Origin of the sequence: Bulleidia sp. zg-1006 (assembly GCF_016812035.1) — a bacterium.
Classification (GTDB): Bacteria; Bacillota_I; Bacilli_A; order Erysipelotrichales; family Erysipelotrichaceae; genus Bulleidia.
In genome coordinates this window covers 433,935-460,598 of record NZ_CP069178.1, presented here as the reverse complement: position 1 = coordinate 460,598, position 26,664 = coordinate 433,935, and the positions used below count along the sequence as shown (strand labels likewise).

The 26,664-nt window shown below is 34.5% G+C and carries 24 protein-coding genes and 1 tRNA gene; 5 read left to right on the top strand and 20 right to left on the bottom strand.

Translation table 11 applies throughout. The annotated features are described in order from the left end of the window. Nucleotides 1–82: 82 nt before the first annotated feature. Together JOS54_RS02410 and JOS54_RS02405 are read right to left on the bottom strand one after the other, a co-directional pair. Complete coding sequence (locus tag JOS54_RS02410; RefSeq protein ID WP_203245482.1) at nucleotides 83–736, bottom strand: VOC family protein; 654 nt, start codon at nucleotides 734–736, stop codon at nucleotides 83–85. A 67-nt stretch (nucleotides 737–803) separates the two neighbouring features. Next, entirely contained in the window at nucleotides 804–953 is a 150-nt protein-coding gene (locus JOS54_RS02405) for a hypothetical protein (protein ID WP_203245481.1), read from the bottom strand. A gap of 206 nt (nucleotides 954–1,159) precedes the next feature. On the opposite strand from JOS54_RS02405, the gene JOS54_RS02400 reads away from it, so the two are divergent. Further along, nucleotides 1,160–1,321 (top strand): hypothetical protein, encoded by a 162-nt coding sequence (locus JOS54_RS02400; protein WP_203244948.1) that lies wholly within the window; start codon nucleotides 1,160–1,162, stop codon nucleotides 1,319–1,321. Between the two features lie 173 nt (nucleotides 1,322–1,494). Here the strand turns inward: JOS54_RS02400 and JOS54_RS02395 are convergent, their stop codons facing one another. From JOS54_RS02395 to JOS54_RS02370, 6 genes are all read right to left on the bottom strand, one after another. Then, the gene (locus tag JOS54_RS02395; RefSeq protein WP_203245480.1) at nucleotides 1,495–5,193 is read right to left on the bottom strand and encodes a family 20 glycosylhydrolase; all 3,699 of its coding nucleotides are present in this window, start codon (nucleotides 5,191–5,193) and stop codon (nucleotides 1,495–1,497) included. A 279-nt stretch (nucleotides 5,194–5,472) separates the two neighbouring features. Then, nucleotides 5,473–6,258, bottom strand: coding sequence for a dimethylarginine dimethylaminohydrolase family protein (locus tag JOS54_RS02390; RefSeq protein ID WP_203245479.1), 786 nt, complete (start codon nucleotides 6,256–6,258; stop codon nucleotides 5,473–5,475). Beyond that, nucleotides 6,252–7,346: an alanine racemase gene (locus tag JOS54_RS02385; protein WP_203245478.1), complete on the bottom strand. Its 1,095-nt coding sequence runs from the start codon at nucleotides 7,344–7,346 to the stop codon at nucleotides 6,252–6,254. Before JOS54_RS02385 ends, JOS54_RS02390 begins: the two co-directional genes overlap by 7 nt. Nucleotides 7,347–7,363: 17 nt before the next feature. After that, entirely contained in the window at nucleotides 7,364–8,803 is a 1,440-nt protein-coding gene (locus JOS54_RS02380; protein WP_203245477.1) for an amino acid permease, read from the bottom strand. A gap of 75 nt (nucleotides 8,804–8,878) precedes the next feature. Further along, nucleotides 8,879–9,661, bottom strand: a complete 783-nt coding sequence (locus JOS54_RS02375) for a dimethylarginine dimethylaminohydrolase family protein (protein WP_203245476.1) — start codon at nucleotides 9,659–9,661, stop codon at nucleotides 8,879–8,881. 156 nt (nucleotides 9,662–9,817) lie between these two features. Further along, nucleotides 9,818–10,132: a hypothetical protein gene (locus tag JOS54_RS02370; protein WP_203245475.1), complete on the bottom strand. Its 315-nt coding sequence runs from the start codon at nucleotides 10,130–10,132 to the stop codon at nucleotides 9,818–9,820. Between the two features lie 77 nt (nucleotides 10,133–10,209). Between JOS54_RS02370 and JOS54_RS02365 the strand changes: the two genes are divergently transcribed. Further along, entirely contained in the window at nucleotides 10,210–10,983 is a 774-nt protein-coding gene (locus JOS54_RS02365) for a putative RNA methyltransferase (protein ID WP_203245474.1), read from the top strand. Here JOS54_RS02365 and JOS54_RS02360 read toward each other — a convergent pair. Beyond that, on the bottom strand, nucleotides 10,980–11,414 hold the full coding sequence (locus JOS54_RS02360) for a helix-turn-helix domain-containing protein (protein WP_203245473.1): 435 nt from the start codon (nucleotides 11,412–11,414) through the stop codon (nucleotides 10,980–10,982). The genes JOS54_RS02365 and JOS54_RS02360 overlap by 4 nt on opposite strands. A 144-nt stretch (nucleotides 11,415–11,558) precedes the next feature. Between JOS54_RS02360 and htpG the strand changes: the two genes are divergently transcribed. Beyond that, on the top strand, nucleotides 11,559–13,436 hold the full coding sequence (gene htpG / locus JOS54_RS02355) for a molecular chaperone HtpG (RefSeq protein ID WP_203245472.1): 1,878 nt from the start codon (nucleotides 11,559–11,561) through the stop codon (nucleotides 13,434–13,436). Nucleotides 13,437–13,545: 109 nt separating this feature from the next. Here the strand turns inward: htpG and JOS54_RS02350 are convergent, their stop codons facing one another. Next, a complete protein-coding gene (locus JOS54_RS02350) occupies nucleotides 13,546–14,013 on the bottom strand; it encodes a hypothetical protein (RefSeq protein ID WP_203245471.1) in 468 nt (155 codons plus the stop codon). Nucleotides 14,014–14,098: 85 nt separating this feature from the next. Here JOS54_RS02350 and JOS54_RS02345 point away from each other — a divergent pair, with 85 nt between their 5' ends. Continuing rightward, nucleotides 14,099–15,076 carry a YafY family protein gene (locus JOS54_RS02345; RefSeq protein ID WP_203245470.1) on the top strand — a complete coding sequence of 326 codons (978 nt, stop codon included), beginning with the start codon at nucleotides 14,099–14,101 and terminating at the stop codon, nucleotides 15,074–15,076. 5 nt (nucleotides 15,077–15,081) lie between these two features. Here the strand turns inward: JOS54_RS02345 and JOS54_RS02340 are convergent, their stop codons facing one another. Further along, nucleotides 15,082–15,699 (bottom strand): YitT family protein, encoded by a 618-nt coding sequence (locus JOS54_RS02340; RefSeq protein ID WP_203245469.1) that lies wholly within the window; start codon nucleotides 15,697–15,699, stop codon nucleotides 15,082–15,084. Between the two features lie 135 nt (nucleotides 15,700–15,834). Between JOS54_RS02340 and JOS54_RS02335 the strand changes: the two genes are divergently transcribed. Then, a tRNA-Ser gene (locus tag JOS54_RS02335) sits at nucleotides 15,835–15,922 on the top strand. Nucleotides 15,923–16,098: 176 nt separating this feature from the next. On the opposite strand, the gene pyk is transcribed toward JOS54_RS02335, so the two are convergent. The 9 genes from pyk to JOS54_RS02290 are packed head-to-tail and all read right to left on the bottom strand — an operon-like array spanning nucleotide 16,099 to nucleotide 26,656. Then, complete coding sequence (gene pyk, locus JOS54_RS02330; RefSeq protein WP_203245468.1) at nucleotides 16,099–17,535, bottom strand: pyruvate kinase; 1,437 nt, start codon at nucleotides 17,533–17,535, stop codon at nucleotides 16,099–16,101. A gap of 11 nt (nucleotides 17,536–17,546) precedes the next feature. Beyond that, nucleotides 17,547–18,509 (bottom strand): 6-phosphofructokinase, encoded by a 963-nt coding sequence (gene pfkA, locus JOS54_RS02325; protein WP_203245467.1) that lies wholly within the window; start codon nucleotides 18,507–18,509, stop codon nucleotides 17,547–17,549. 38 nt (nucleotides 18,510–18,547) lie between these two features. Next, entirely contained in the window at nucleotides 18,548–19,465 is a 918-nt protein-coding gene (locus JOS54_RS02320) for an ATP-binding protein (RefSeq protein WP_203245466.1), read from the bottom strand. Next, nucleotides 19,465–20,592 (bottom strand): hypothetical protein, encoded by a 1,128-nt coding sequence (locus JOS54_RS02315; RefSeq protein WP_203245465.1) that lies wholly within the window; start codon nucleotides 20,590–20,592, stop codon nucleotides 19,465–19,467. The genes JOS54_RS02320 and JOS54_RS02315 overlap by 1 nt, the downstream gene beginning before the upstream one ends. Continuing rightward, nucleotides 20,564–21,181, bottom strand: a complete 618-nt coding sequence (coaE, locus tag JOS54_RS02310) for a dephospho-CoA kinase (RefSeq protein WP_203245464.1) — start codon at nucleotides 21,179–21,181, stop codon at nucleotides 20,564–20,566. The genes JOS54_RS02315 and coaE overlap by 29 nt, the downstream gene beginning before the upstream one ends. Further along, nucleotides 21,178–21,984, bottom strand: coding sequence for a bifunctional DNA-formamidopyrimidine glycosylase/DNA-(apurinic or apyrimidinic site) lyase (gene mutM, locus JOS54_RS02305; protein ID WP_203245463.1), 807 nt, complete (start codon nucleotides 21,982–21,984; stop codon nucleotides 21,178–21,180). Before mutM ends, coaE begins: the two co-directional genes overlap by 4 nt. Next, on the bottom strand, nucleotides 21,984–24,572 hold the full coding sequence (gene polA, locus JOS54_RS02300; protein WP_203245462.1) for a DNA polymerase I: 2,589 nt from the start codon (nucleotides 24,570–24,572) through the stop codon (nucleotides 21,984–21,986). The genes mutM and polA overlap by 1 nt, the downstream gene beginning before the upstream one ends. Nucleotides 24,573–24,579: 7 nt before the next feature. Beyond that, entirely contained in the window at nucleotides 24,580–25,575 is a 996-nt protein-coding gene (locus tag JOS54_RS02295; protein WP_203245461.1) for a metal ABC transporter solute-binding protein, Zn/Mn family, read from the bottom strand. Nucleotide 25,576: 1 nt separating this feature from the next. Continuing rightward, nucleotides 25,577–26,656 (bottom strand): AI-2E family transporter, encoded by a 1,080-nt coding sequence (locus tag JOS54_RS02290; protein WP_203245460.1) that lies wholly within the window; start codon nucleotides 26,654–26,656, stop codon nucleotides 25,577–25,579. Between the last annotated feature and the right edge of the window lie 8 nt (nucleotides 26,657–26,664).

The following is a 26,664-nucleotide window of genomic DNA, read 5'->3' as shown; positions in this document are numbered from 1 at the left end:
CTTTTATCAAAAATTGAACAACAAAAAACAGCAAACCATTTTGCTTTACTGTCTCTCAAATTATTATATTCAATTAGACAAATTATAGATTTTTCTTTTTCATAAAATCACTCCCCATATCATATTCAACACCAACTATGCCTTTTTCCTTATCGTCAACAATAATTTCCAGTACATCATCTTGTATCAGTTGTTTCAAAATACTTGCGTTTTTTTCGTCAATTTTAAAAACAATTTTCTTTATTTTCCTTATCCCGTTTGGATGTGTAAAATTCACAGGTTTGGGATCAATGCTGAAATAACTCATCAAAAACGGAAAATCCAATCCTTCAGGAAAAAAACACTTGTATTTCAAAACTCTGTCCTTAGTATCAACTCTTTTGAGATTATTAAATAATACTCCTTTAATTCCATTTTTGTTTAAAAAGGCAACTTCTTCATCCAAATTTCCAAAGTCCTTTTCTATACAGAAACCGCACCAACCTTCATCACAATTGTTCCAATAATAAAATCTTTCCATTTTTTTACTTACACCGAATACCTTACTAAAAAAGATTACTATTTTAGGCATTCCAGTATTTTGCAGAAGTTCAATATAGGCTCCTTCACTAAAGTAAATTAGAGCATTGAATGGATTTTTTTTCCTTCCATACTCTACTTCAAAGCCCTTGTTTCTCCATTCTTCAACTGCTGCTTGCAAGTTGTTTACTTTATATATTATATGTCCGCTTCTCATATTTTCCTCCATAAATTCCAATTAATTTTACTTAACATTTATAATTATACCATATTTCAGCCCGATTTTACAGACCTGATTCTTGTTTCTTTACCTGTGTTAGTTCTCTATTTTCTTGTTGTAATTTCTCTATACACCTTCTAACACTTTCAATTTGTTCAACCTCTTCTCGTATATCTATGATTTGAGAATATAGGCTATCTTTTTCTTTTTTCAAATCCGTTACTTCCGACTTCTATTTGGATATAGTTAAGGTCTTGCCTTCGCCTAAATGAGTAATTTGAAATTTTGTAGGGTGATACCCCATCTTTGAAAAAATATAGGGTATTTTAAATTTCCCTTTGAAAATTTGTAGGGTCTAGTTGTATAAAACTCCTTTTTGGAATGAGATTGAATCTTATTCTGAAAGGAGGTTTTTTATTTATGATTAACGATTCAATTAGTTCTATCATCGCTCTTAAAGATGATGAAGTAGAATACTGTAAAGAGGTAATATCTAAAAAGAATAATAAAGATGTACACACCTTCTATGTACGCTTAGTAAACCACGGAGGTAGATGCCCTTATGATACTAAGTTTAGATAACGGGTATACATCCTACTCACCGGATAAACTAACTAACAAGGTTAAGAAATCAAGTAATCACATAAAAAGGAAATGATAAATACTCTATCATTTCCTTAACTTTAGGTAAAACCCTACGTTTTTTCAAAGGGTTTTCCTACAAAATTTCACAATACTATAATATTTTACTTAGACTAATTATATTTTTTCTTTAATGATACTAAAGCTAAGATTGACAATAATCCTAAAGCCCCAAAACCAAATAGATTAGCTTCATCGCCGGTTTTAACATCTGTTTTTTTATTTGTTTTATTAGCCTTTTTGCCAATATTTTTAGAATCAGTCTTAGGTTGAATTGATGGAACACGAGGAGCAGCTTCAACAGCTTTAACTTCAAAACTTGCTGTTGCTTTACCATCTACTGATAAAATTTTAATAGTATGTTTGCCGGTTTTTAAAGTCTTAGTGAATTCTTTTGATAATACAACAACAGTTGAACCGGCATATGCTTTATAGTGAGATGAATCAATCAATTTACCATCAATAACAACACCTTCGAACTTTTTAAAATCAGCTTCAGATTTAAATCTTGCTTCTTGACCAAGTTGTGGGTTTGTACTTTCAAGCATTGCATAATCAAAATCTTTTTTAACTAATCCAGCAATCGCTTCTTCGATTTCTTTAGCTTGTTTATTTACTTCTTCTTGTTTATCAATTGTTAAATCACGAGCTTTAACTTTATTTAATGCTTCTTCTAATTTCTTTAAACTTGCATCAGTATATGCTTCAAGTTTTTTAGGAATTGAATTGATTACTTTATCAACAACATCATAATTTGCCGGTTTGAATTTCAATGCTTTTGTAGCTTTAATAATTTCTTCAGCGAATTTATTTACTTGTTCTTGATCAGTAATTTTTAATCCTTGTTTAACTGCAGCAACTGCATCTTTTACAGCTTTTACAGTTTCTGGAATATATAATTCTTCTAATTTTTCAGGAATTGCTTTTTTAGCATCTTCAACTACTTTATAATCAGCATCTTTATATTCTAATCCGGCAATAGCTTTCTTTAAACCTTCTACTAATCTATCAAGGCGTTCTTGATCCAAAATAGTGAAGTTACGAGCTTCATTTATAGCATCGTATAATTTTTTAAATTCAGCAAATGATTTTTCTGTATATAAATCTTTGTTCTTATTAGCATTCATTATCTTAGAAGATAATGCATCTAATTTACTAAAATCAGCCGGTTTATATTGAAGTGCTTTAATTGCATCATGGATTTCTCTAGCAAAAGCATCTACTTTTGATTGTTCGCTTTCTTTAAGTCCTCTTTTTACTTTTGCAATTGCGTTTTCAACTCTTTGAATTGATTTATCAGTAAATAAATGTTTGTATGGTTTATGATTTTTTTCATAAGCTGCAATTTCATTATCTACACCAGTATAATCAGCATCTTTTTCACTAGGCACTGGAGTAGTACCACTCTTTTTAAATACATCCGGATTTAATTCAGCAAATGTATCAACCCATTTATTAAAATCGCCAGTATTGTACGATAATCTTGGGAAGTCGTACCAAGCACAAATCATTGAACCTACAGTATCTACTTTTTCACCTGGATTGACATCAAATTTCTTTTTCTTCATTCCATCTAATGCCATACCTAACCAATACCACCAAACACCATTTGTACCTTGTTGTTGCCCACTACCAAGTACATAGTACCATTCATCATTAGTATTTAAGATTTCATGATCTTTTGATTTTAAATAAGTAGTTTTAGCAGGGCTATAAGGCCACTTATTGTTGTATTTAAATCCTGGTGTCCAATATGCAATTAAGATGTTTGGATCAAATTGCCCATATTGATCTTTATGATCATAATAAATACCATCATTAAATACCATTGGTCTCATATTATGATCTACTGAATATTTAGCTAATTCATTTAAATAATTAACAAATTTACCATATAAACCTAATTTCATTAAATCGGTAAATCCTTGACAGTTAGAATCATGATTACCATATTCATCTGCCCCAATATTAAAGAATTTGGAGCCTTTAGAAGAGAAATAATCCATATACTTTTTAACAAAAGCTTTTGAGAATTCTAATGCCTCGTCATTAGCCATAGAAATTGTAGTTTCTGATGGATTACCTTTTTCGTCATATGAAGAATCTTTACAATCGTATCTAACATCTGTTAATCCGGCTTTTTCGAGTACTGTTAAGATTGCATCCATATGACCGGGTGTATTAATTAATGGAATAATTTCAATTTTCTTTTGTTTTGCAAAATTAATGATATCATTCATTTCTGATTCAGTTAAATACTTATCAGCATTTTGAGTATAAGATGCTCCTTTAGTGGACATATATCTTTTATTACCAGCTGTAATATAAGATTTAATATCATCACTGGCATACGTTTTCCCATTTACTTTAATTTCCATGTTATCTAAGGCAAATCTTAACCCATTGTTACCTAAGATTAATTGTAAGTGTGTATAACCTTTATCACTTGCACGTGTAATAATATCTTTAATTTGTGTTGGAGTAAAATATTTACGCCCTGAATCAATTGAAATAACTTTCATTGTGTCTTTAACAGACATTGTTCTTTTCATTTTAGTTCCCGGTGTAGGTGTAGACGGTTTTGTTTCAAACACATTTTTATTATTTTCAACAAAAATGTCCATATATTTAAATAGCTTACTTTCATCATAAGTCATTTGAGGTTCATCACACCATAAACAAATCATTGACCCAATTGTAGAAATGTTTGTAGTATCATTATTACCATTTCTTACATGATCAAACTTAAATGATTTCATTTTTTCGGTTGAAGCTTGATTTGGATCTTTATTTGGTGCCGGGAATGCATGATAAGCTCCTCCGCAATGTGGACTTTCTTTTAATTCACGCCCTAAAACATAATACCATCTTTCATTAGTATTAATTATTTTATGCCCTTTATTTGCAATAGTGCTAGGTGAAGTATATTTAGGACCACCCCAGCTACGTCCACCGCTTGACCAATAGAACACATTAATTCTTGGGTCAATCTTAGCATCAGTACGATCATTATAATACATACCATCATTAAAAACATAAGCTTGCATATCATGATTGATAATTTTTTCAGCTAAGTCGTTAATTAACGATACTAATTTATTGTACTTATTGTTATTTACAACATAACCATAACCACCTTCATTAGTACCAACTGCATCATTACCGATTTCATCAGCACCAAAGTTAAAATCTTTAATCCCTTGTTTTTGGAAATAATCTAAATATTTGTTTAGAAAAGCTTTTAAAAAATCATTAGCTTTTTCATTTTCAAAATCCATAGTTGTTTTAGAAAACGTTTTAGTTCCCCACTTACTTGCAGCGAAACGAACTTCTCCTAAATCTCCCATTTCTTGCATTACAGTAACAATTGTATCCATATGACCAGGCATATTCATACCAGGGATAATTGTAATATTATTATCCTTGGCATGTTTGATAATATCGTTCATTTCAGTTTCTGTTAATACGTTATCTGCATCAGGAATATTGCCTGCATTTTTAGATATCATGTAATTCTTATTACCTTTTTTAATAGCGGCATTAATCTTATCAGTAGTGTATTTTTTTGAACCAATTTGCAAATCAATATTATTTAAAGTAAATCTTAAACCATCATTTCCTAATAATAAGTGTAAATGAGTAAAACCTTTTTTATGCGCATGAGTAATAATATTTTTAATACTATCTGCACTGAAATACTTACGTCCTGCATCAATTGAAATAATTTTGTGTTTCTTACTATAATCAGGTTGATTAGGTGCGGCATTAACTTTTAAAGGACTTGCCATCCCTATAACCATCATAGCAGTCATAAACGAAGAAAAAACAATTTTTTTGAATTTTTTAAATCTATTATTCGACACCATTTTCTTGTATAGACTAATATTTTAGTCTTCTCCTCCTTTAAATTATTTTAATTCTAAATACAATAAGCGAAACGCTTACATTCGCGGATTATATCATGGAAAATAATTGTTTACAATAGCACTTCATATATAATCATTGTACTAATAATCTATTTCAAAATCGGCAATTATCAAATCAAGTGCAACCATTGACGACAATATTTTTTCTTATGATAGATTGTAAAATTACTTTTCGAAACGCAAGGATAAGCAAGTCAAACTACCATCGATTTTCTTAAATTCATCGGTGTTCACTACTTTAACTGGGTAACCTAAGGATTCGATATATTCTTTCGTTTTTGGAAAACCATCAGGAACCATCACCGTTCCATTGATGTATAAGCTGTTGATTGCGTAAAGTTCTTCTTTCGGCACAACAAAACGATTGAATTTTGCGAAAGCTTCTTCGTTATTCATTTTTTCACTTAATAACATATTCCCGTTCTCTAAGTAAATCACAAAATCCTTCAAATGTAAGCCTTCAGTTACAGGAACACTCGTTACATCATAACCATATTTCTGTACAATTTCACGGAATTGTCTTACCCCTTCAAGATTTGTTCTCTCGGAGAGACCTACATAGAAATGACCATCCACAAACATAACATCCCCACCCTCCATTGTTCCTGGTGATTGGATGTCATAAATCTCATCTTCTTTGTAGAATTGACGGATTGCCGGTAAGATTTCGTCTTTTTCTCCATTTCTAGTTTCACGTGGAGAATTCGTAATGACCGCAAAGTCTTTCATGACCACAGCCGGATCTTCCACAAAGCAAGAATCTGGATATTGTTCCAAAGCTTCTAAAACAAGAACAGAAACACCTAATTCTTCAAGTGTTTTGACATAAGACTCATGTTGACGCAAAGCATCTTCATAAATAGGTGATTCTTCGCTAAACATACCTGTAGCAATACCTTCTATCATAGCTTTACAAGGTTTTCTAACGATAGCATTTGTGAATCTTAACATAATATTTCTCCTACAAACTCTTTTTCAACATATGTTGACTGACATAACATCAACAGATTCTCATACATGATGTGGAATTTTACCACATCACCAACTTGGTATTTTTTCTCGCAATTGGTGATATCAAGGATGGTGTGATCACTGCTACCGCCAATAACTTCTAAGTGCGAATCAAGTGGTTGTAAATGATGACAATCGCCTAAATCTTGTCTACCTACCGCAATTAAAGCGCGTATGTGATTTCCTTTATCGATATAAACTTTTTTATTACCGAATGCATCGACACCGATTTCTCCAATTGGGTGACTAGGTTTTTCACGAACCTCGATGATTTCTGCTTTTAATACAAACGCTTCTTGTTCCGATTCAAACATCTTGTAACCGAAGCATTCGTCTAAATCGCTCACGAATAAACCATCTCCAATACGTAATTGCGTAATGCCTTCAGGCATCAAGCCTTTTGCGACAAGAGGAAAACTGGTGGTTGCTCCTCCGGAGACTACTTCTAACTTGCGATGAATAAGTTGATTAATTTTCTCGGCACGTTCACACAACTCTTCCATTTTTTCTCTAGTAGGAATAATGGAGCCATAGCAACCTAAATTGACACCAATACCCAAAAGATAGAGAGAATTACATTCTTCTTCTACCATTTTAGCAGCTTCCAACAAGTCTTCTTCTTTGAAGAATCCTTCACGCAAGTCACCTAAATCAGTCATTAAGATAACTTTGTGAACTTTCTTTTGGGATGCCGCCTCTTGGTTTAAGGCTCTTAAAACTTCTAACGAAGAATTCAAACTAATATCTGCCCATTGCACTACTTCCCTTAATTCACTCAGCATCGGTATCCGCAATGCGCAAGTTTCAATGCGCGCATCTTTCTCTTTAATTGTTTTTAATTGTGGTAAACGAGAGGAAGATAGCAAGGTATACCCTGCCTTTATCAAAACATCAATAATTTCTTCATTTCCATTGACAGCTTTAACCACGCCCATAATACGGATATTTTTCTCCGTTGCTATTCGCAAGACATTTTTTGCGTTTTGAAAAAGTTTCCGGCGATCAATAACTAACTTTGGATATCCCATATACTTTTCTCTTTTATCTACATAGTAGCTAAGTTGATGGTTCCGTTGAAGATGAGAATCAAACTAACAATCGCTAGCAATACAACAGCAACAGCCAAAACCTTTTCCTTGTTGGATAAGAACTCTTTGTGATTTTCTTTTCTTGCGAAGTAGTAAAGAAGAATACATGGAGCGAATAATAAAGCGGTAATAATGACGTAATTCCAACCTGTAGAGTACATCAAGTAAGACATAGCGATAGTAGAAATAACACCCAATAAAGCATTTAGTTTAAATCCACCATCAGCCTTCATCGCTTCTTTGACCATTGTTAAGCTTACAAAGAAGTAAGGAACCAACATCGTACTGGAAGCGAAGAGAGCCATTACATTATAAATCGATTCATTAACAATAATTGTTACAAAGAAAATTTGTTGAATAACCGTCGAAATCAAGAGCGAATTAATAGGTTGTCCATTTTTATTTTCAACAGCTAAGAATTTCGGCATGATTTCATGTTGAGCGGCAACATCTAAAATCTCACCTGCGAACATACAGCAACCAAACCAACATCCAGCAGCCGATAAAATGATACCTACGCTCATAAGGATTCCGCCCCACTTACCAACGGCAGCTTCCAAAATACTTCCTAAAACAGGAACACCCAAATCAGCCACTTGTTTTTGTGACAAAATGCCAAAGGATAAAACAGTGACTAACAAGTAAATAGCAGCGATAACAATATAAGCAACAACAAGCGCTTTTGCTGCCTCGGATTTATTCTTAGCACGTGCGGAGTAAATCAAAGCTCCTTCAATACCAACATAAACCCAGATCGTGGAAGCCATCGCAACAGAAATTTGTCCACCTACCGAAGAAGGCAACCCTTCTGAAGCGAAAGCGTTTACCCAAAGATTTGTTTGGAATACATCGACTTTAAATGCCACCAATAACGCCACTACGAAGATAACGATAGGAACCATCTTAGCAATCCAAATAATTAAATTTACAAAGGAAGCACTTTCTGCCCCTTTCGAGCAAATGAAGTAGAATACCCACAAAAGGAAAGAAAGCAATAATAGTGAAGGAATATTATTTCCGCCCGCAAAAATCGGAATGAAATATCCCAAAGAACTTACAGCCAATACTCCTAAGGAGATATTACCTACAACGATAGATAACCAATAACCAATACAAGATAAGAAACCAACAAACTTTCCGAAACCTTGTTCTGGGAAAGAAAAGATTCCTGCATCTTGATCCGGATAACAATCACGCAAATACTTCAAACAATAAACGAAAATCGCAAACGCAATACTCGCAATAATTAATGCGACTAAAGCAGGACCGGGAGCGACAGAACGTGATAAATCACGAGGTAAGTTAAAGATACCGGCACCCACAACTGTTGTAACGGTGAGCGCCACTAAACCTAACAAGCTAATGCCTTGTTGTTTTGAATCTGTACTTTTTGACATAAAAATTCTCCAATTATTAATTTTAAAAAAGAACCCAAGGAGAATATCCTTCCCTCTTGGATTCTTACCAATATGCTAGAAGCGCAAAGAGAGACAGGATAATCCGCCATCAATCTTACGATATTCAGAAGTATCAACAAGAATGACTTTGTAACCTAAGTGTTCAACAGCTTCCTTAATCTTTGGATAGCCTGCCGGAACAATAACGGTTCCATTTACCCAAATACAATTTGCCGCATAAGCTTCTTCTTCTGGTACAACAATCTTGTTAAAAGTCGCAAAGAGCGGATTATTGATGAATTCACCAGAAATCAATAAATTATTATCTTCAAGATAGTTAACACCTGTCTTTAAATGTAACATTTCATGAACAGGGACTTGAATGACCGTTTTACCATATTTCTCCAAGATTTCTTTCATTTGGCGGAAGCCTTCGTCATTTGTACGAGCAGTCTTTCCGATGAAGAAAGTATCGCCAACCATCATAATATCACCAGGTTCTACTGTACCGGGAGCTGTAATCTCATGTAAAGTAGTTCCATAGAAGCTAGACAACATCTTACGGAAATCTTCTAATTGTGTTTCATCACGACGCGTATCTGCTCCCGGGCGAGAGATAATTGCGCACTTGTCCGTACAGAGTGCTGTATCTTCCATAAAACAAGAATCCGGGAAATTATTATTTGGAGGTAAAACGTTTACTTTTACCCCGCACTTTGCTAACGCTTCTACATAGTGTTCGTGTTGCACAAGAGCTTTCTCATAGATTGGTTGTCCCAATGATGGATTTGAAGTGATACCGTCACAAATACCGGTTCCAGGAATACGAACGATGACGTTCTTAAAATGTTTCGACATATTATCCTCCTTTTCTTTCCTGTTGGATTTAATCCATGATTTTATTATAATCAATTTTTTTTATAAATGTAAACGCTTCATTTTTTAAAAAGAACCCGGTAGATAAATAATTTCAAAATCGTCTTTCAGACTCTTTTCCTACAAAAAAGAAGGAAGCTATTTTCCTTCTTTAATGCCTAATTTTTCTTCCAATAATTCCACTAATTTTTCCTTAGTTTGAATTTGGTCTAAAAGAAACGGCTTGTTTTCAAATGGTTTCTTAAGTATTTCTTCTTCATACACACCATGACCAAATTGTTCATAAGCTGTTTTTAAATCTTTTTTGGCTTGATTAATATCACCCTTGAGCTTTAAAATTTCAGTTTGTTGACTCACATAACCACTGACCACTTCAGCTCCTTTTTTAATGCCTGTACTAATTTGGCTAAAAACTTCATTCACTTGATCTTCCAGTTTTTTATTTTCATCCATGATAAACTCCTCTTTTCCTTATCTTTATCCTACTCTTTCTGCCATTTTTCTTCAAGCTGTCATGTTATACTGGGGCTATGAAATTGTTATGTCCAATTTGTCAAAAAGTCTTATCACACCAAGGAAAAGACTGGTTTTGTGAAAACAATCATCACTTCGATGAAGCGAAAGAAGGCTATCTTCATGTCTTACCGGGGCAAAGAAAAGACCATGGTGATGAAAAAGCCATGGTAAAAGCCCGCACTGCTTTCTTAGAAAAAGATTATTACTCCTTTTTAAGAGATTACTTAGTTCACTTAACAGAGAAATTTCCTCATCAATCTTTAGCTGATTTTGGTTGTGGTGAAGGCTATTACACCGGAGCTTTTATTGCTGATGAAAAAATAGGCATTGATGCAGCAAAAGTGGCAATTAAACACGCCGCTAAAAAGGATAAATCAACCCAATACCTAGTAGCTAGTTTCTTTCAAAATCTATTAGAAGATAAGTCTCAAGATATTGTTATCACCTGTTTTGCTCCTATTGCTAAAGAACAAATCGAACGTATTTTAAAACCAAAAGGTATTTTTGTTGTTGTTAGCCCGGCTAAAAAACATTTGTGGCAACTAAAAGAAATTCTTTACGATATACCCTACGAAAATAGTCTAAAAGACTTGGATTTAAACCTTAAATTAATCCAAGATGAAACGATGGAAGAAAGGATGAATTTAAATCAAGAAGAACTCCAAGTCCTCTTTCAAATGACACCCTACTATCATCATACCGCTATAGAAGGAAGAAAACGTCTTAGTCAACAAAAAAAGCTAGTCGTTCTAGCTTCTTTCCAAATTCGTATTTATCAAAAGGATTAATCTTGTGGAAGATAATCCTCTTCTTTTTCATGTACCAAATGAGCTTCCTTTTTAAAACTAGGTTGCTTATAAATTTTATTACCAAATAATATTAATTGAATGGCTTGTTGAATAGAAAGTGGTGACTTACGATAGGCAGAAAGTAATTCCATTTCTAAAGCCGTTGGTTTCTCTTTCAATTCAGGACTAAACTCTCTTAAAAAATAAGCCATTGGAATTTGAAAATATTCCATATAACGAAATAGAACTTCAATATCCGGTCTTACCGTTCCATTTTCATAAGCCGATACCGATTGGGCAGACACATTTAGAATTTCTCCCATTTCTTTCTGCGTCAGTCCATTCTCAATACGAACTCGTCTTAATTGACGTAAGAGAGTCTGAATTGCGTTTTCAATCGTTGTACTCATAGATAGTTTTAATATAAACATTTCTTCCTATGGTCGCTAGGAAATAACAGGAATAATAGAGTGAATATAAAATTATTCCATTTATACTAGAGCTATGAATTGAAACATCTGCTTCTTAGTGATACCATATCTAGCAGTTAGACTAATAGAGTGCTAGGAGGTTATATGAAACAATTTAAAACAGAGTCAAAAAGAATTTTGGATTTGATGATTCATTCTATCTATACCAATAAGGAAGTCTTTTTAAGAGAATTGATTAGTAATGCATCGGATGCAATGGATAAACGCTACTATCAATCCCTTACTGAGAAAAATGAATCCTTAAATCCAAGTGATTTAAAAATTCAATTATTCCCTAACAAAGAAGAAAGAACCTTAATTGTTGAAGACCAAGGTTTAGGGATGAGCGCTGATGAATTAGATAAAAACCTGGGAACCATTGCGAAAAGCGGCTCTTTGGATTTCAAGCAAGAAATGGAAGAACCAAATGATACTATTGATATTATCGGACAGTTTGGAGTTGGCTTTTATTCTGCCTTTATTGTCAGTCAAGATGTACAGGTAATTTCTAAAAAAGTTGGTGAAGAAATGGCTCATCGTTGGCACAGTAAAGGAGAAAGTGGTTACTCTATTGAAGAAAGCTCTTTAGACCATTTTGGAACAAAGATTATCTTAAAACTCAAAGACAATACAGAAGAAGAAAATTACGATGAATTCTTAGAAGAATACACACTTGAAAACCTTGTCAAGAAATATTCTGATTACGTTCGTTATCCAATTCAAATGGAAAAAATACATTCTATCCCTGATCCAACGGATAAAGAAAAGACTATTTCTACCAAAGAATGGGAAACGCTTAACTCCCAAATCCCATTATGGAAAAAGAACAAAAAAGAAATCAGCGAAGAAGAATACGCTTCTTTCTATCAATCTAAATTCAATGATTTCAATAAACCCGCTAGGGTGATTCATTATCAAGTGGAAGGGGCTATTTCTTATTCTGCTCTACTTTTTATTCCTTCCAAAGCACCTTATAACTATTATTACCAAGAATACCAACCTGGTTTACAGTTGTATGCCAAGTCTGTCTTTATCTTAGATAAAGCGAAAGATTTACTTCCAGAAAGCTATCGTTTTGTGCAAGGTATCATTGATTGCGATGATTTAAGCTTGAATATCTCTCGTGAGATTCTACAACAAGACCATCAAGTAAGAGCCCTTTCCAAGTCCATTGAAAAGAAAATTCATTCTGCCTTAGAAGACTTTATGAAGGAAGAGCGCTCCGGTTATGAAAAATTCTTTGATGACTTTGGTTTAACCCTAAAATTTGGTATTTTACAAAACTACGGTATGAAGAAAAATGAGCTTCAAGATCTACTTCTTTTCAAAACCAGTCAACAATCCTATTCATCTCTACAAGAATATGTGAGTCGTATGAAAGAAGACCAAAAAGCCATTTATTACGCAGCCGGTAAATCAGAGGAAGAAATTCAAACTCTTCCAGTTATGAAAAAATTAGAAGAAAAAGGTTTAGAAGTCATTTATCTATTGGATGAACGTGATGAGTTTGTCTTGAACTTCATTCATAGCTATGCCGATAAGGAATTTATATCCATCACCAAAGCAGACTTAGATTTGGATAGCGAAGAAGAGAAGAAAGAAAAGGAAAAAATCAGTCAAGACAACAAAGACCTTCTTTCTAAGATGAAAGATTGTCTAAACGATAAGGTCAAAGAAGTGCGTATTTCTTCTCGCTTGGTGGATCAACCGGTTTGTTTAGTAGCAGAAGATGGTGTTTCATTAGAAATGGAACAATATTTAGCTAAGGATCCATTGGTCAAAGATATGAATCCTAAAGCCACCAAAATTCTTGAAATCAATCCAAAGCACCCAATCTTCAAACAACTTCAGTCCTTACCGGAAGAAAGTCTATCTACCTACACTTCTCTTCTTTATCATCAAGCTTTATTATTACAAGGCTTACCGATTGATAATCCAGCTCAATTTAGTGAAGAATTATCAAAATTAATGCTTCAAAAGTAGGACGCTTTTTGGTAACATCCATATTCTTCATTCTTTAAACCCTTTCAATCAAATCATAACCACCTATTTTACAGGTGGTTTCTTATTTTATCCATAAAACATTGAATGGCTATGAAAGAAATGCTAGAAAGTCATCGTTAATGGCTTTTGTGTCTTTCCTTTTTAATATAGATTTACGAACACTTGAAATTAGTAAACCCGGTAAGAAGAACAAATGAATCCATGCCATAGTTCCATCCATTCCTTTAAAGATTAGTGCTAATAGCACAAAGCCTATATAGAATGGAAAATAGAAGTAGAAATCTTCTCTTTGGTAACTTTCTAGCCATGCACCATGTAAAACTATCCAAATCCAGAAAATCGGGCTAAGCGATAATCTCAAATGAATCATTAAAAAGGATAAAGAACATAGACATACCATTCTTGCAATGGAGAAATGTTCATTCATTTTTTCTATGGTTTGAAAGAATAAATAAATTAAACATAATCCAAAGAGAAATAACTCCCCATTTAAATAAAATGTGGCACTCATCCAAAATATAACTTGATCCAAACGATATTGATTTTTTGTATTCATCCTTCTATCTCCTTCTGTACTTTTATAGTAGACAGAATTTTCTTAATCACTAGGAAAATATTTTCCTCTTGCTTATAATTATGGTATGAAGAATTCATTACAGTATAGTCAATTATCATTTGCGTTATTAGAGATTTTTCAACAAGAAGCGAATTGTTCTAATCATAAGTTATCCATGGTTGAAATCATCTCTATCTTGAATTTAAAAGGCTATCCCGAAATTAGTGATAAAACCATTCGTAAATACTTAAATATCTTAAAGAAACAAGGATATCAAATCATTTATGATAAAAAAGGAGAAAAACAAGGTTATTATCTAAAACCTTTCTTACACCCTGGGGAAACTTTCTTATTGGTTCATTCCCTTAGACAATCCAATATGTTCGTGGATAAACGGCGTGAAAGAATAGAGGACTTCTTATTTCAACAAAGTTCTATTCACTTTCTACCTTTTATTTCTAATTCAAGGCAAAGAACACAAGTGGCGAATCTGTTGGATACTTGCTTAAACGCTATCCAATCACAACAACAGCTACAATTTCATTACTTTGATTACGATATTTATCACCATGTTATTACTCGTCATAATGGGCAACTATATCGACTTAGCCCCTATGCCTTGCATATTCAAAATAATCATTATTATTTGATTGGCTATTATGAACCGGAAAAAGAAATTCGTAATTATCGTTTGGATAAAGTGCTTCATTTACAGGTCTTAGAAAAAGAAGCCATTTTAAAACCATTCTTTTTAGAAGAATATCTAAAAAGTAATTTTAATATGTACAAAGGATTGAAACAGACTCTTCAATTGGAATTAAAGATAAAAGAAGCCAATCCCTTTATCACCGATTTATATGAACGTTTTGAGAAAATAACTATCTTAAAAAGTCCTCGTCCGGAGATATATCGAATTGCTGTTAAAACAGCGATTAGTCCTCCTTTGATTGCTTGGCTAATGCAACAAAGCTCTTATTTGAAGGTAATTTCTCCTTTGGAAGTTATTGAAATCATTCAATCCAGAGTTAAGGAATTATTATCTCTATATATAGAAAAAGATTAGCGGAATTAAGCGCCAATCTTTTTTTGAAAACTTTGGAATCGGTGGACAAGGAAAGAAATCATACTACTAGTTAAAAGAGAAGCAACAATCGTCCCTAAACCAACTCGACCACCCAACGCCCAACCGATTAGGAATAAAAGAAAATCCATCATGGTTCGGATAAGTTTATATGGTAAATTGAAATGAAGTGATAATGCTGTGGCAACAGAATCGTAGGGATTCATTCCATTTTCTTCTAGTATGAGTAAACTGGCGGATAAAGCAATAAAGAAAATAGCTAATAAAACAAGTAAGATTTGGACAAAAAGATAATTTGAATTAGGTAATAAATTCATACAAGGTTGAAGCCAATCAATTGCCGGACCAACCAATATGGAAAAAAGAATAGAAGATAGACCTAAATACCTCCTTGCAAATAGATAGGCTAACGTAATGAATACGCAACTATATAAAATAGAAGCCCAACCTACTGATATTCCCAATGTATGATGCAAACCATCTTCAAATACGGTAATACAATCGCTACCAATACCTGCTTTTAGATAAAGATTGATGCTTAGCCCACAAAAAATAGCAGACAAAAAAGTTATAATGAGCGTTTTAATGTTAATTTTTATATTCATCTTTACTCCTGTATGATTCGGTATTATTCCTATACGATTTTATCATAACCGCCATAAATTTCTAGGCTAATATAGCAGGAATTCGCTTTATTTTTCTTGCTTTTTTGTTTCGATATAGTAAAATAGAAAGGCATTGCAGGAATACCCAAGTGGTTGAAGGGGCAGGCTTGGAAAGCTTGTAGATCGATAACACGGTGCCAGGGTTCAAATCCCTGTTCCTGCGCTTTAATATTTTTGAAAGTCCTTATTTTAAGGACTTTTTTAATCTATATTTATTTTTACTGAATATTTTATATATAGCTTTCTTTCCTTATATTTCCAGCAAATGAGAAATACCTTATTTTTGCCAATAAAAAAGCCTATTGATAAGCACTTACCAATAAGCAAAATGAATGAAATCTATTTAACAGTAATAATCTTCATCATATTTGCAGAACCCTCGCCCGTCGGATAGCCTGCCGAAATAATGATTTGTTGACCAGGCTTAACCCCAAACTTCTTCGCAAAATCTGATGCTAATTCATCGTCATTTGTTAATTGGTTTTGCACCTTAGATAAGACGGGAATAACACCCCAATACGCTAACAATCTACGTTGTACATCTTCCCTGAAAGTAACAGCAAGAACTGGGACAGCCGGACGGAATTTGGAAATACGACGAGCGGTTGTACCACCTTGAGTAAAGACCACAATCGCCGCAATATTATCTAATGTTAATGTCGCATCCGAAATCGCAATGGATACCGCATCTTGCACTGTCTTTTGTGAAGAATTCTTTAACCATTCCAAACGAGACGCATAGTTGATAACCAGCTCTGCTTCTTCAGCAATTTCCGACATCGTTGTACAAGCTTCAATCGGATAAGCACCGGCTGCTGATTCAGCTGACAACATCACCCCATCCGAACCATCTAAAACCGCATTACATACGTCCGAGGCTTCAGCACGTGTACAGCGAGGATTAGCCGTCATAGAATCCAACATATGCGTTGCTGTAATGGCCGGTTTACCAATCACATTCGCTCTTTCAATGATGTGCTTTTGATAAATAGGCACTAACTTCGTAGAAATTTCAACACCTAAATCACCACGAGCAACCATGACACCATCCGCTACTTCCAGGATAGAATCCACATTATCATAACCTTCCTGGTTCTCAATCTTAGCAATAATATTGATGTTTGGCTTACCTTCTTCCACTAAGATAGCACGAATCGCTTCCACGTCTTCCTTACGGCGAACAAACGATGCGAAGATAAAGTCAACATCCATTTGACAACCAAAACGTAAATCCGCTTCATCCTTTTCTGAAATAAATGGCATCGACAGCTTAACACCAGGCACATTACAACCTTTGTGAGAACTAATTGGACCGGCCACTTCCACACAAGCTTTTATTTCTGAACCATTGTTATCCAAAACAGTTAAACTCATCTTTCCATCATTAATTAAAATCATATTTCCTGCTTTTAAATCTTCAAATAATTCAGGAACTTGGATATGGAAACGATCATGTGTTCCTAACATTTCTTCCTTTACTAAAGTAACAATTTCACCAATTTCATATTGTTCCGAATCATTCGCAAAATTACCTAAACGAATTTCCGGACCTTTTGTATCCAAAGCAATTGCTAAAGTAATACCTGTTTCTTGAGAAACACGACGAACCGCCTCCATACGAGCCTTATGTTCTTCATGTGTACCATGAGAGAAATTCATACGAGCAATATTCATGCCCGCATAAGCCAATCCCTTTAGCTTTTCTTCTGATTCTGATGCCGGACCCATGGTGCAAATCACCTTAGTCTTTTTAAATAAATGCTTGTTTTCCATCATGTCCCCCTTTTTTATACTAAACGATCAAACAAACGATATAATGCTTTGCGACTCTTACGAGGTAGCTCCAAAGCTTTTTCAATTGGTAGTGATGTGATTGCATTATCAATAATACCCACGCAATGACCCCCAATTCCTTGCATAAGTAAATCCACTGCTTTTTCACCCATGCGTGATGCCAACATACGATCCGTTGGACTTGGTGTTCCACCTCTTTGAATATGACCTAAAACCGTAGCACGACCAGAGAAGTCTGTATTTAACGTTACTTTCTTAGCCAAGGCTTCCACATCTGCCACCTTTTCCGAAATAATCACAATCGCATGGTTCTTATGAACAGCCGATCCTAAATAACGCAAACGTTCTAAAATTTCTGTTTCATCAAATCCTGTTTCAGGACTAATCACAATCTCAGCTCCACAAGCAAGTGCCGTATATAAAGCCAAATCACCACAATGATTACCCATCACTTCTACCAAGGAACAACGATGATGAGAAGAAGAAGTATCCCTTAACTTATCCACGTTTTCAACGCAGGTCTGTAAAGCCGTATCAAAGCCAATCGTAAAATCCGTACCAGAAATGTCATTATCAATCGTTCCCGGTAAGCCAATGCAATTAATTCCTTTCTTCGTTAAAGCTAAAGCCCCACGATAAGAACCATCCCCACCAACAACGACCAAGGCATCAATACCTTGTTTCTTAAGATTAGCAACACACTTATCTTGAATCTCTTCATCTTTAAACTCTGGCAAACGAGCCGAGCCTAAAGTCGTTCCCCCACGATTCAAGATGTCTGACACATCCGTTCTGGCTAGAGGACGGAATTGTTCATTTAATAAGCCATAATATCCATTCGAGATACCGACCACCTCTACTCCTTTGTTCAAGGATAAGCGAGTGACAGCACGAATGGCAGCGTTCATTCCGGGTGCATCTCCCCCGGAAGTTAAAACACCGATTTTTCTAACCATATTTTATCCCCCTGAAAACTTTTCCATTTTAACACACTTTAGCCTTTAATACGTCTATCTTTTCCTGATAATAGAATAGATTGCGCTAAAGCTTTCATTCTTTCCACAATTCTTGCCCCAGCCATCTTATCCTCCAGAGCAAAAGTCTGTGAATATTTCTTTTCTAATTCTTCAAAATCTAAATTGGAGGTAAACCAAGTGCATAAATGGTGATCATATCGATACATTAAGATTGGTAATAGAATCGTATCTCGACCCCAGGCGTTGATTGCTTCTGCACCAATATCATCTAAAACTAAAAATTTAACCTTCTTCACTCGATCTAAATAAAGATTAAATTCACCATCCTTCATCAAAGACATCATCTTTTGCATAAAGCTTGGCATATGCACAAAACTGACATATTCCTTTTTCTGAGCATGCGAATTACAAGCACAAGCAGCTAAGTAAGTCTTGCCCGAACCTAAACTACCTTCTATAAATAAACCCTCATTTTCATAAGAAGCTCGCATGACTTGACTAACAACTTGTAAATATGTTTTCGCTTCCTTTTCCATATCAATTGCATGGAAAGAAGCCTTTTGAAATTCAGGAGCCAATTCACTGTATGTATAATAAGATAAATGAGATTTTTCTTCCCTTTCTTTTCGTTTATAAGTGCAAGCTTCTAATATCGTCTCAAAATATTCATTTACTTGAATCCCTTCATAAAAACCACATTTCTTTTGCCCACAAGCTTGCAAACCAGAACAATGGACACAAGGTTCATAATTCTTACGCCATCTTGCAAGACGGAAAGGATATTGATCAATGCAAGACAAGGGAATTTGTTTGGATTGAAGGTATTGTATTAAAACACAATCTTGTTTTAAAGAATTCGCTAACTTCTTCGCTTCTTTTTCATAGTTTTCTTGACTTTTTTTATCCTTTTCCAAGGCTAAGAAATCATAATTCATTAAAACTTCCCCCTTTCCAATTGTTTCTTAAGTGTTTCAATATCAAAATTGGTATCTTCTTCTACTTTTTCCTCTTTTAAGTGTTTCGCTTGGAAAACAACCTTTTCTGGGCGCTTTGGAATAGGCTTTTCTTTCTTCTGATTTAAATAAGCTAGAATATCCTCTCTTTTTTCTAAATGACGATTTAAGGCGGAAGTACCCACTTTCAATAAATACTTTAGATTTAAGTCCTGAATTTGTCCGATAACCCACTCGATAATCGTATTCATCACTTCATTGGATGCCTGCATTTCTTTCACAAATTGAATAATAACATCCTTTTCAACAGAATTTGGTTGGCGTCGTTGCAGTTCACGATAAAAAGCAACTGGTGCTAATTCATAAAGATGATTGTAAGTCTTTTTCGGCGCATCGAAATGATTAGCAGATTGATACAAATGACGGATTATCTTATCTTCTTCATCATAACGATGGGTTGCCTGATTCACTAATTTATCCAATTCTTTATAGTTAAATTGAAAACCATTTTGAATAACGGATAATGCTTCTAATACTTTTTTTGTCCGCCATTGGATAGGAAAAATCAATGGTTTAACCCGATTCATATACGCCGCTATATTTTTTGGAATAAGAGGGTTTTCTTTCTTCACCGCTTCTTTCTCAAGCTGAAATGGATGAGAAGAAATACGCGTGATTTCTTGATAGCCATCTAAAGAAATAGTTTGATAAGGAACACTGACCATCAATTCTTGATATTTATCTTCTGCTAAATGCCACTTCAGGTCATCCACGAACACTTTTTCTTTCAAAAATTCACTTGGATACAAAGGTCTCAATAATTCCAATAAATACGATCCGTCCTTAGATTCATAAATACGCAACAAAGAATACTGTTCTAATTTCGCTAAGGTCTTGTCCATAGCATAGACATCCACCTTTGAAAAAGCCATTAAAAAGCCAAAGGAAAATAATGGTTTATTCAATAGCTTAAACGCATATAAAGTTTCATAAAGCGCTAAGGAATTTTCCAATAAAGGACCATAGAAAAAACGCAAAGAAAAGTCATCTGATTCACTTTTTTCAAAATCAACTTTTAATTTAAAATTTTGTTGGTGTTGAATCTCCATAACTTTCCTTTCTAAGCTTTCTTAAAACCTTATTCACTTGATGAACCAAGTCCTCTTTACGACCATTATTTTGAATATAAATCGTTGTTTCATTCTTAGGAAAAGCTTGTTTCTGAAGAAGATAACGCTGATTCGCTTCTTCCTTTGTATAATGACGCTCTTGTATCATACGTTTGATGACTTCCTCTTTTGAAGCATCCACAATCATGACATAATCAAAGCAATCTTGCCATCCCACTTGGTACAATAATGGCACTTCCGCAAAGAGTAAATCTTTCTCTTGATTTCTAGTAAAGAATTTCAACATTCCTTCTTTCACAAAAGGATGAATGATTGCTTCTACCTCTTTTTTTAATATGTCATCTTTAAAAATCTTCTGTGCCACTTTTTGTTTATTAATTTGTTTAAAAGCATCAAAAACGTCTTCCCCCAAAACCCTTAAAAGATTTTCATAAACTTCACTTTTCGGAAGATACACCAAGTGGGCATATTGATCCGCATTAAAAACCGGAAATCCTCTTAACCTTAATATTTTAGCAACCGTACTTTTTCCAGCCGCAATCGTGCCTGTTATTCCTACTTTTTTCATGACTTCTGACAATGTGGACAATAATAGCTCGAGCGTCCACCAACTCGTACCGCTTTAATTTCAGCTTGACACTTTGGACATATCTTTTGCATATGAACTGCACATTCAGTTTGGAAAAGACCTGTTACACCTAAAGAAGAAGTATAGGAACGAATGGTTGTACCACCTAGTTCAATGGCTCCGGAAAGTATTTCTTGAATGGCCATCACCAATTCAGCACATTTCTTTTTTGATAAACGACAAGCCCTCATTTTTGGTCGTACACCAATCTTAGCTAAAACTTCATCAGCATAGATATTACCAATACCAGCCACAAAGCTTTGGTCTAATAATACTGACTTGATAGCTGCTTTTTTCTTTTTTAAAAAGGAATACACATAGTCTCCATTAAATTCATCAGCGAATGGTTCTGGACCTAAACCATGGAAACTTCTTAAGTCAAAATCTTTGGGTAATATTTCCATGCGTCCAAATTTACGCGTATCCATGTAGCGCAATTCCATACCGTTATCTAAAGAAAAGACCACATGAATGTGACGATTTAAAGGGACACTTGGATCTTGAATATAGAACTTTCCCTCCATCCGCAAATGAACCACCAACGTGTTTTTATCCATTCCAAGTAAGAGATACTTTCCTCTTCTTGAAAAGGAACAAAAGTGTTGCCCTGTAAAAGTATCAATGAAGCTTTTAGGATGACCGACAACCTTATCATAATACACCTGAATAGCCTCTATTCTACGCCGGGCGATTTGTTGGTCAAGAGTGCGAACAACCGTTTCAACTTCTGGTAATTCCGGCATTACTTCGCCTCATACCAAGTTTGACCAATAGAGATTTCTGAAGTTAATGGCACATCCAAGTGCATCGCTTCTTCCATTCCCTTTTGGATAATCTTTTTCATTTCTTCTATTTCTTGCCTTGGTACATTGAAGATTAATTCATCGTGTACTTGTAAAATCATCTTTGATTTTAATTGTTTTTCATCCATCATCTTACACAGCTGAATCATCGCTAATTTAATTAAATCAGCCGCTGTTCCTTGAATAGGTGCATTCATCGCCGCCCTTTCACCAAAAGCTTGAATTTGTTTGTTCTTATCATGGATTTCCGGGATTTCTCTTCGTCTATGGCACAGTGTTTCCACATAGCCCTTTTCCTTGCAAAAATGAATGAGTCCATCCATATATGATTTAATTTCCGGATAAACACGGTAATACTTTTCAATGAAATCTCTTGCCTCAAAACGACTGACACCTAGTTGAGTAGCTAAACCAAAGTCACTAATACCATAAACAATCCCAAAGTTTACTGTCTTAGCTTGTCGACGTTGAATTGGTGTCACTTCTTCTAAGGAACAATCAAATAAATCCATGGCAGTTTGTGAGTGAATATCAATGTTGTTTTGGAAAGCTTTGATTAAATTTGGTACTTTAGCCATATGGGCTAAAATTCTCAATTCCACTTGGTGATAATCCGAAGAAATTAAAACACAATTTTCTTGAGCTAAGAAAGCTTTGCGAATTTCTTTGCCTTCTTCATCACGGATGGAAATGTTTTGTAAGTTTGGTTCCGATGAAGATAAACGCCCTGTTTGTGTAGCCGCTTGATTATACACAGTATGAATTTTACCATCAGCTTGGATATACTTCTTTAAACCCTCAGCGTAAGTACTATATAATTTAGAATATTTTCGATAAGCTAAAATATCATCAATCACTGGGTATAGACCCTGTACTTTTTCCAATTCACCAGCTGCTGTTGACCGTTTCTTTCCTCTTAAAATAGCCAATTCGTCGTATAGAACAACCGCCAATTGCTTTGGCGAATTCAGATTGAATGCATGACCGGCTATTTCATAAATAGATTTCTCTAACTCTTGTATTTTCGCCAAGGTATCTTCAGCAATGCGATTTAAGACCTCTTCATCACAACGAATTCCTTCTTGTTCCATATTTTTTAAGATAAGTGCTAAAGGTAATTCTATCTTTCGATACAAATCATTTAAGTTCATTTCTTCTAGCTTTGGGTAAAAGTCTTGATCAATGCGAATGAAATTTTGTAGAAGAGAAGCACAGTAAGCAGCCTGTTCTTTTTCAATCAATTTTTCCTTCTTATAAACATCTTCATAACGAAGCGTTTCTTGCCAATCTGTCTTTTCTTTTAACTTCTTAAAACTAGTAATCGTTGACTCTACTAAGGAGGCATAAATCATGACATCATCACTAAAGTTTAAATGAATACCATTTCTCTCTAATAAATGGGAATTTCGTTTAATGTCATACGTGGTTCGACGATAATTTGTTTCATTCCATACTTTTGGATAGGAAGCATCCTTTAAATAATCCTTCAGACTAATATATAGACATTCTTGTTGATTCGCAAAGGCCAAGCCATACACCTTAGCATCATTAAAGATAGCCTGATCTTCATCGACTACCAACCATAAGTCTTGCCGGAAGAAGCCTAGTGGTAACTGATGAACAACCTTAACACTCATTTCTTCTTTTCCTATAATGCTTTCATTATCCATTATTGAACTATAATGGCGTACTAATTGGCGCATTTCTAATGTTTCTAAGAATTGAACTAATTTATGGTAAGTTGGCTTAAAGTCTAAATCAGAAATAACGTATGGCAATTCCACATCGGTTTTTATCGTCGCTAATTTCTTAGATAAAAGAGCAGAAGCTTCTCCTTCTATGACTTTCTTTTGCAAGGCTCCTTTTAATTCGTTACGATGAGCCAAGACTTCTTCAACACTTCCATACTTCTCTAATAGCTTCACCGCCGTCTTTTGACCAACTCCAGCAATGCCGGGGATATTATCAGAACTATCTCCCATTAATCCCTTTAAATCAATAATTTGACTTGGTGTAACACCCATGATTTCTTTCACCGAATCAGGTGTCATTTCTTCCATTTCAGTAATACCTTTTTTCATCAACATGACCGTTGTTTGATCATCCACAAGTTGTAATAAGTCCTTATCAGAAGATAGAATAACACTCTTAAAAAGATTATTTTGTTTGGCTGTAGAGCCAACCAAATCATCGGCTTCAATATCCATCATTTCCACCCATTGAATTCCAAAAGCATCTAAATAATCACGCACCATTTGGAATTGTGGTACTAAATCCTCCGGCGTCTGTTTTCGACCAGCTTTGTAGTCGGGATAAAGTTCGTGGCGAAAGGTATGTTTACCAGCGTCAAAAGCTACTAATACCGCATTCGGTTGAATTTGTTCCATAGCTTTTTGTAGCATGGTCGCAAACGCAAAAACCGCATTGGTTGGCAAACCGGAGCTAGTGCTCATGGATTGACCATAAATGGTCGCATAATAACCCCTAAACAGCATAGAATTACCATCAACTAACAATAATGTCTTCATACAATACCTACTTACTTTCCACTATATTTACTAAATGACTGTAATTTTCATACATAACAGAAATATAGTCCTTTTGTTTCTTTTTATCAGCAGATGGTTTTGAAGAAAGATTCGATAAAGAAACTTCCTTTAAATCCAAATCTTCCTTCACCCTCTGATATAAAATTTCCATTTCTTTACTCAGATTCTCCTCATGGACAATATAATGTACCTTATTTTCTTTAATCTTCTTCTCCATGAAAGCCAATTGCTCTTCATTTGGAAGTACCCCATACTTGCTTAAAACTAAAGGATAAACCTCAAAACCATAGGCTTTTTGCCAAGCCCCAAAACTACTCGTAACACTCACAAACGCAATGCGCTTATTTTCTTTGACTAGTTGATTAGCTAAATCTTGGTACTTGGCATCTAAATTAATAAGCTCATATTCCAAGGAAGCTAAATGTTGGTCATATAGTTTTTTATTCTCGGGATAGAGTTCCTCTAAGTTTTGATGAATAGTTTTTGCCATGGATAACATAGTAATCGGAACTAGCCAAAGATTTAAATCCCGTTTATTCGTATCGACTAATTGAAAAGAAGAATCATCATAATAGCTTTCTACCTGTGTTACTTCTTTCCCATTTTTTAGCTCTGTTCGATAGCGACCAAACTCATAGACCGCATTCCCATTACTTAAATCAATCTTCTTCAAATGGCTTTGCGACTCTAATTCTTCTTTTAAAACAGCCCCATAAGGTTCTAAAGAACCAATATGAAAATAAATGCCCACTTGACTTAAAATAGTATTTGTATCGTTTGAACGTGTACTGGATTGCACATTTAAAGCCTTCTCTTTCTGAATAGAAACCATGTCTAAATGTTCCTGTCCTAACATTTTTAACAGATATTCAACCGGGTAAATGGTATAAGCAATCTTTTTCTTTTTTGCTTGGCAAGCACTCAGCGTTAAAGAAACACACAAAACCAGTACTAAAGTCATATTTCTAAACTTTTTCCACATATCAACTATCCTTTCTATACTTCAGCAATTCCAAATACTTATGGATAGCAAGATAAACGGGAATAGCCATAATAACACCGATGATACCAAACAATGTATTCCCAACCATAATAGAGAATAAGACCCATAGTGGTGTTATCGCTGTATTCCGTGCATGAACCAATGGCGAGATAACATAATCATCCACATTCGCTAAAATCAATATGACAATAATTAAAAAAGTAAAGCGACTTGTGGGCATTCCCACGGCTGTTAGAATAGCTAAACCATACACCAACATTGGACCAAGATATGGTACAAGTAAAGCCAAGCCTGTTAAAATACAAAGAATAAACCAATCCGGATGACCAAATAGAGAATACACTATCGCATACTCAATGATCTTAATAATCATTAACACCAATAAAGAGTGAATATAGGTTTGCACTTCATTTGCAATCGCAAAGGTCACCTCCGGTCCTGTTGAACTAATCTTTCGGCTATATTTTGCGAAAGTTCCTTGAATGGAATTCCATTGAAATGACATAAAAATACTAATCACAAGCGAGAAAATAAAAGTAATCGCACCGGAAATCGTTTTATTAAAAACCGATGGTAATTCTGATGTCACACCCGGCACTACGTTTTGTAGACTAGATAATTGACGAATAACTGTTCGTACCACTGCCGCTAATGTATCATTATCATTCTTCAGATAGTGACTATAGCGCATATATAGCTCATTCACTGCCGAAATAATTGAGTTAATCATAGCCGATAAACGAACGGTTAAAACCGGAATTAAATTGGCAATCAAAAGGAATAAAGCCAAAAGAACGATTCCATACACCAAAAAAATGGCTATATTTTTCGGTACCTTTTTCTTTTCTAACCAGTGAATTGGATGAACAAAGATAAAGGAAATCGAAAAGCCATACACAAAAGGTTTTAAGATAGCCCATACACTTCTCACAAGACTTAACCAAATGGTCTTGGTAGAATTAAACAGCCATACAATCAATAACACTAATACAACAATGACTAGTTTTCGAATACTACCTTCACTACCAAACCATTCTTTAATTTTATTCCATTGTTTCATAGGTTTAT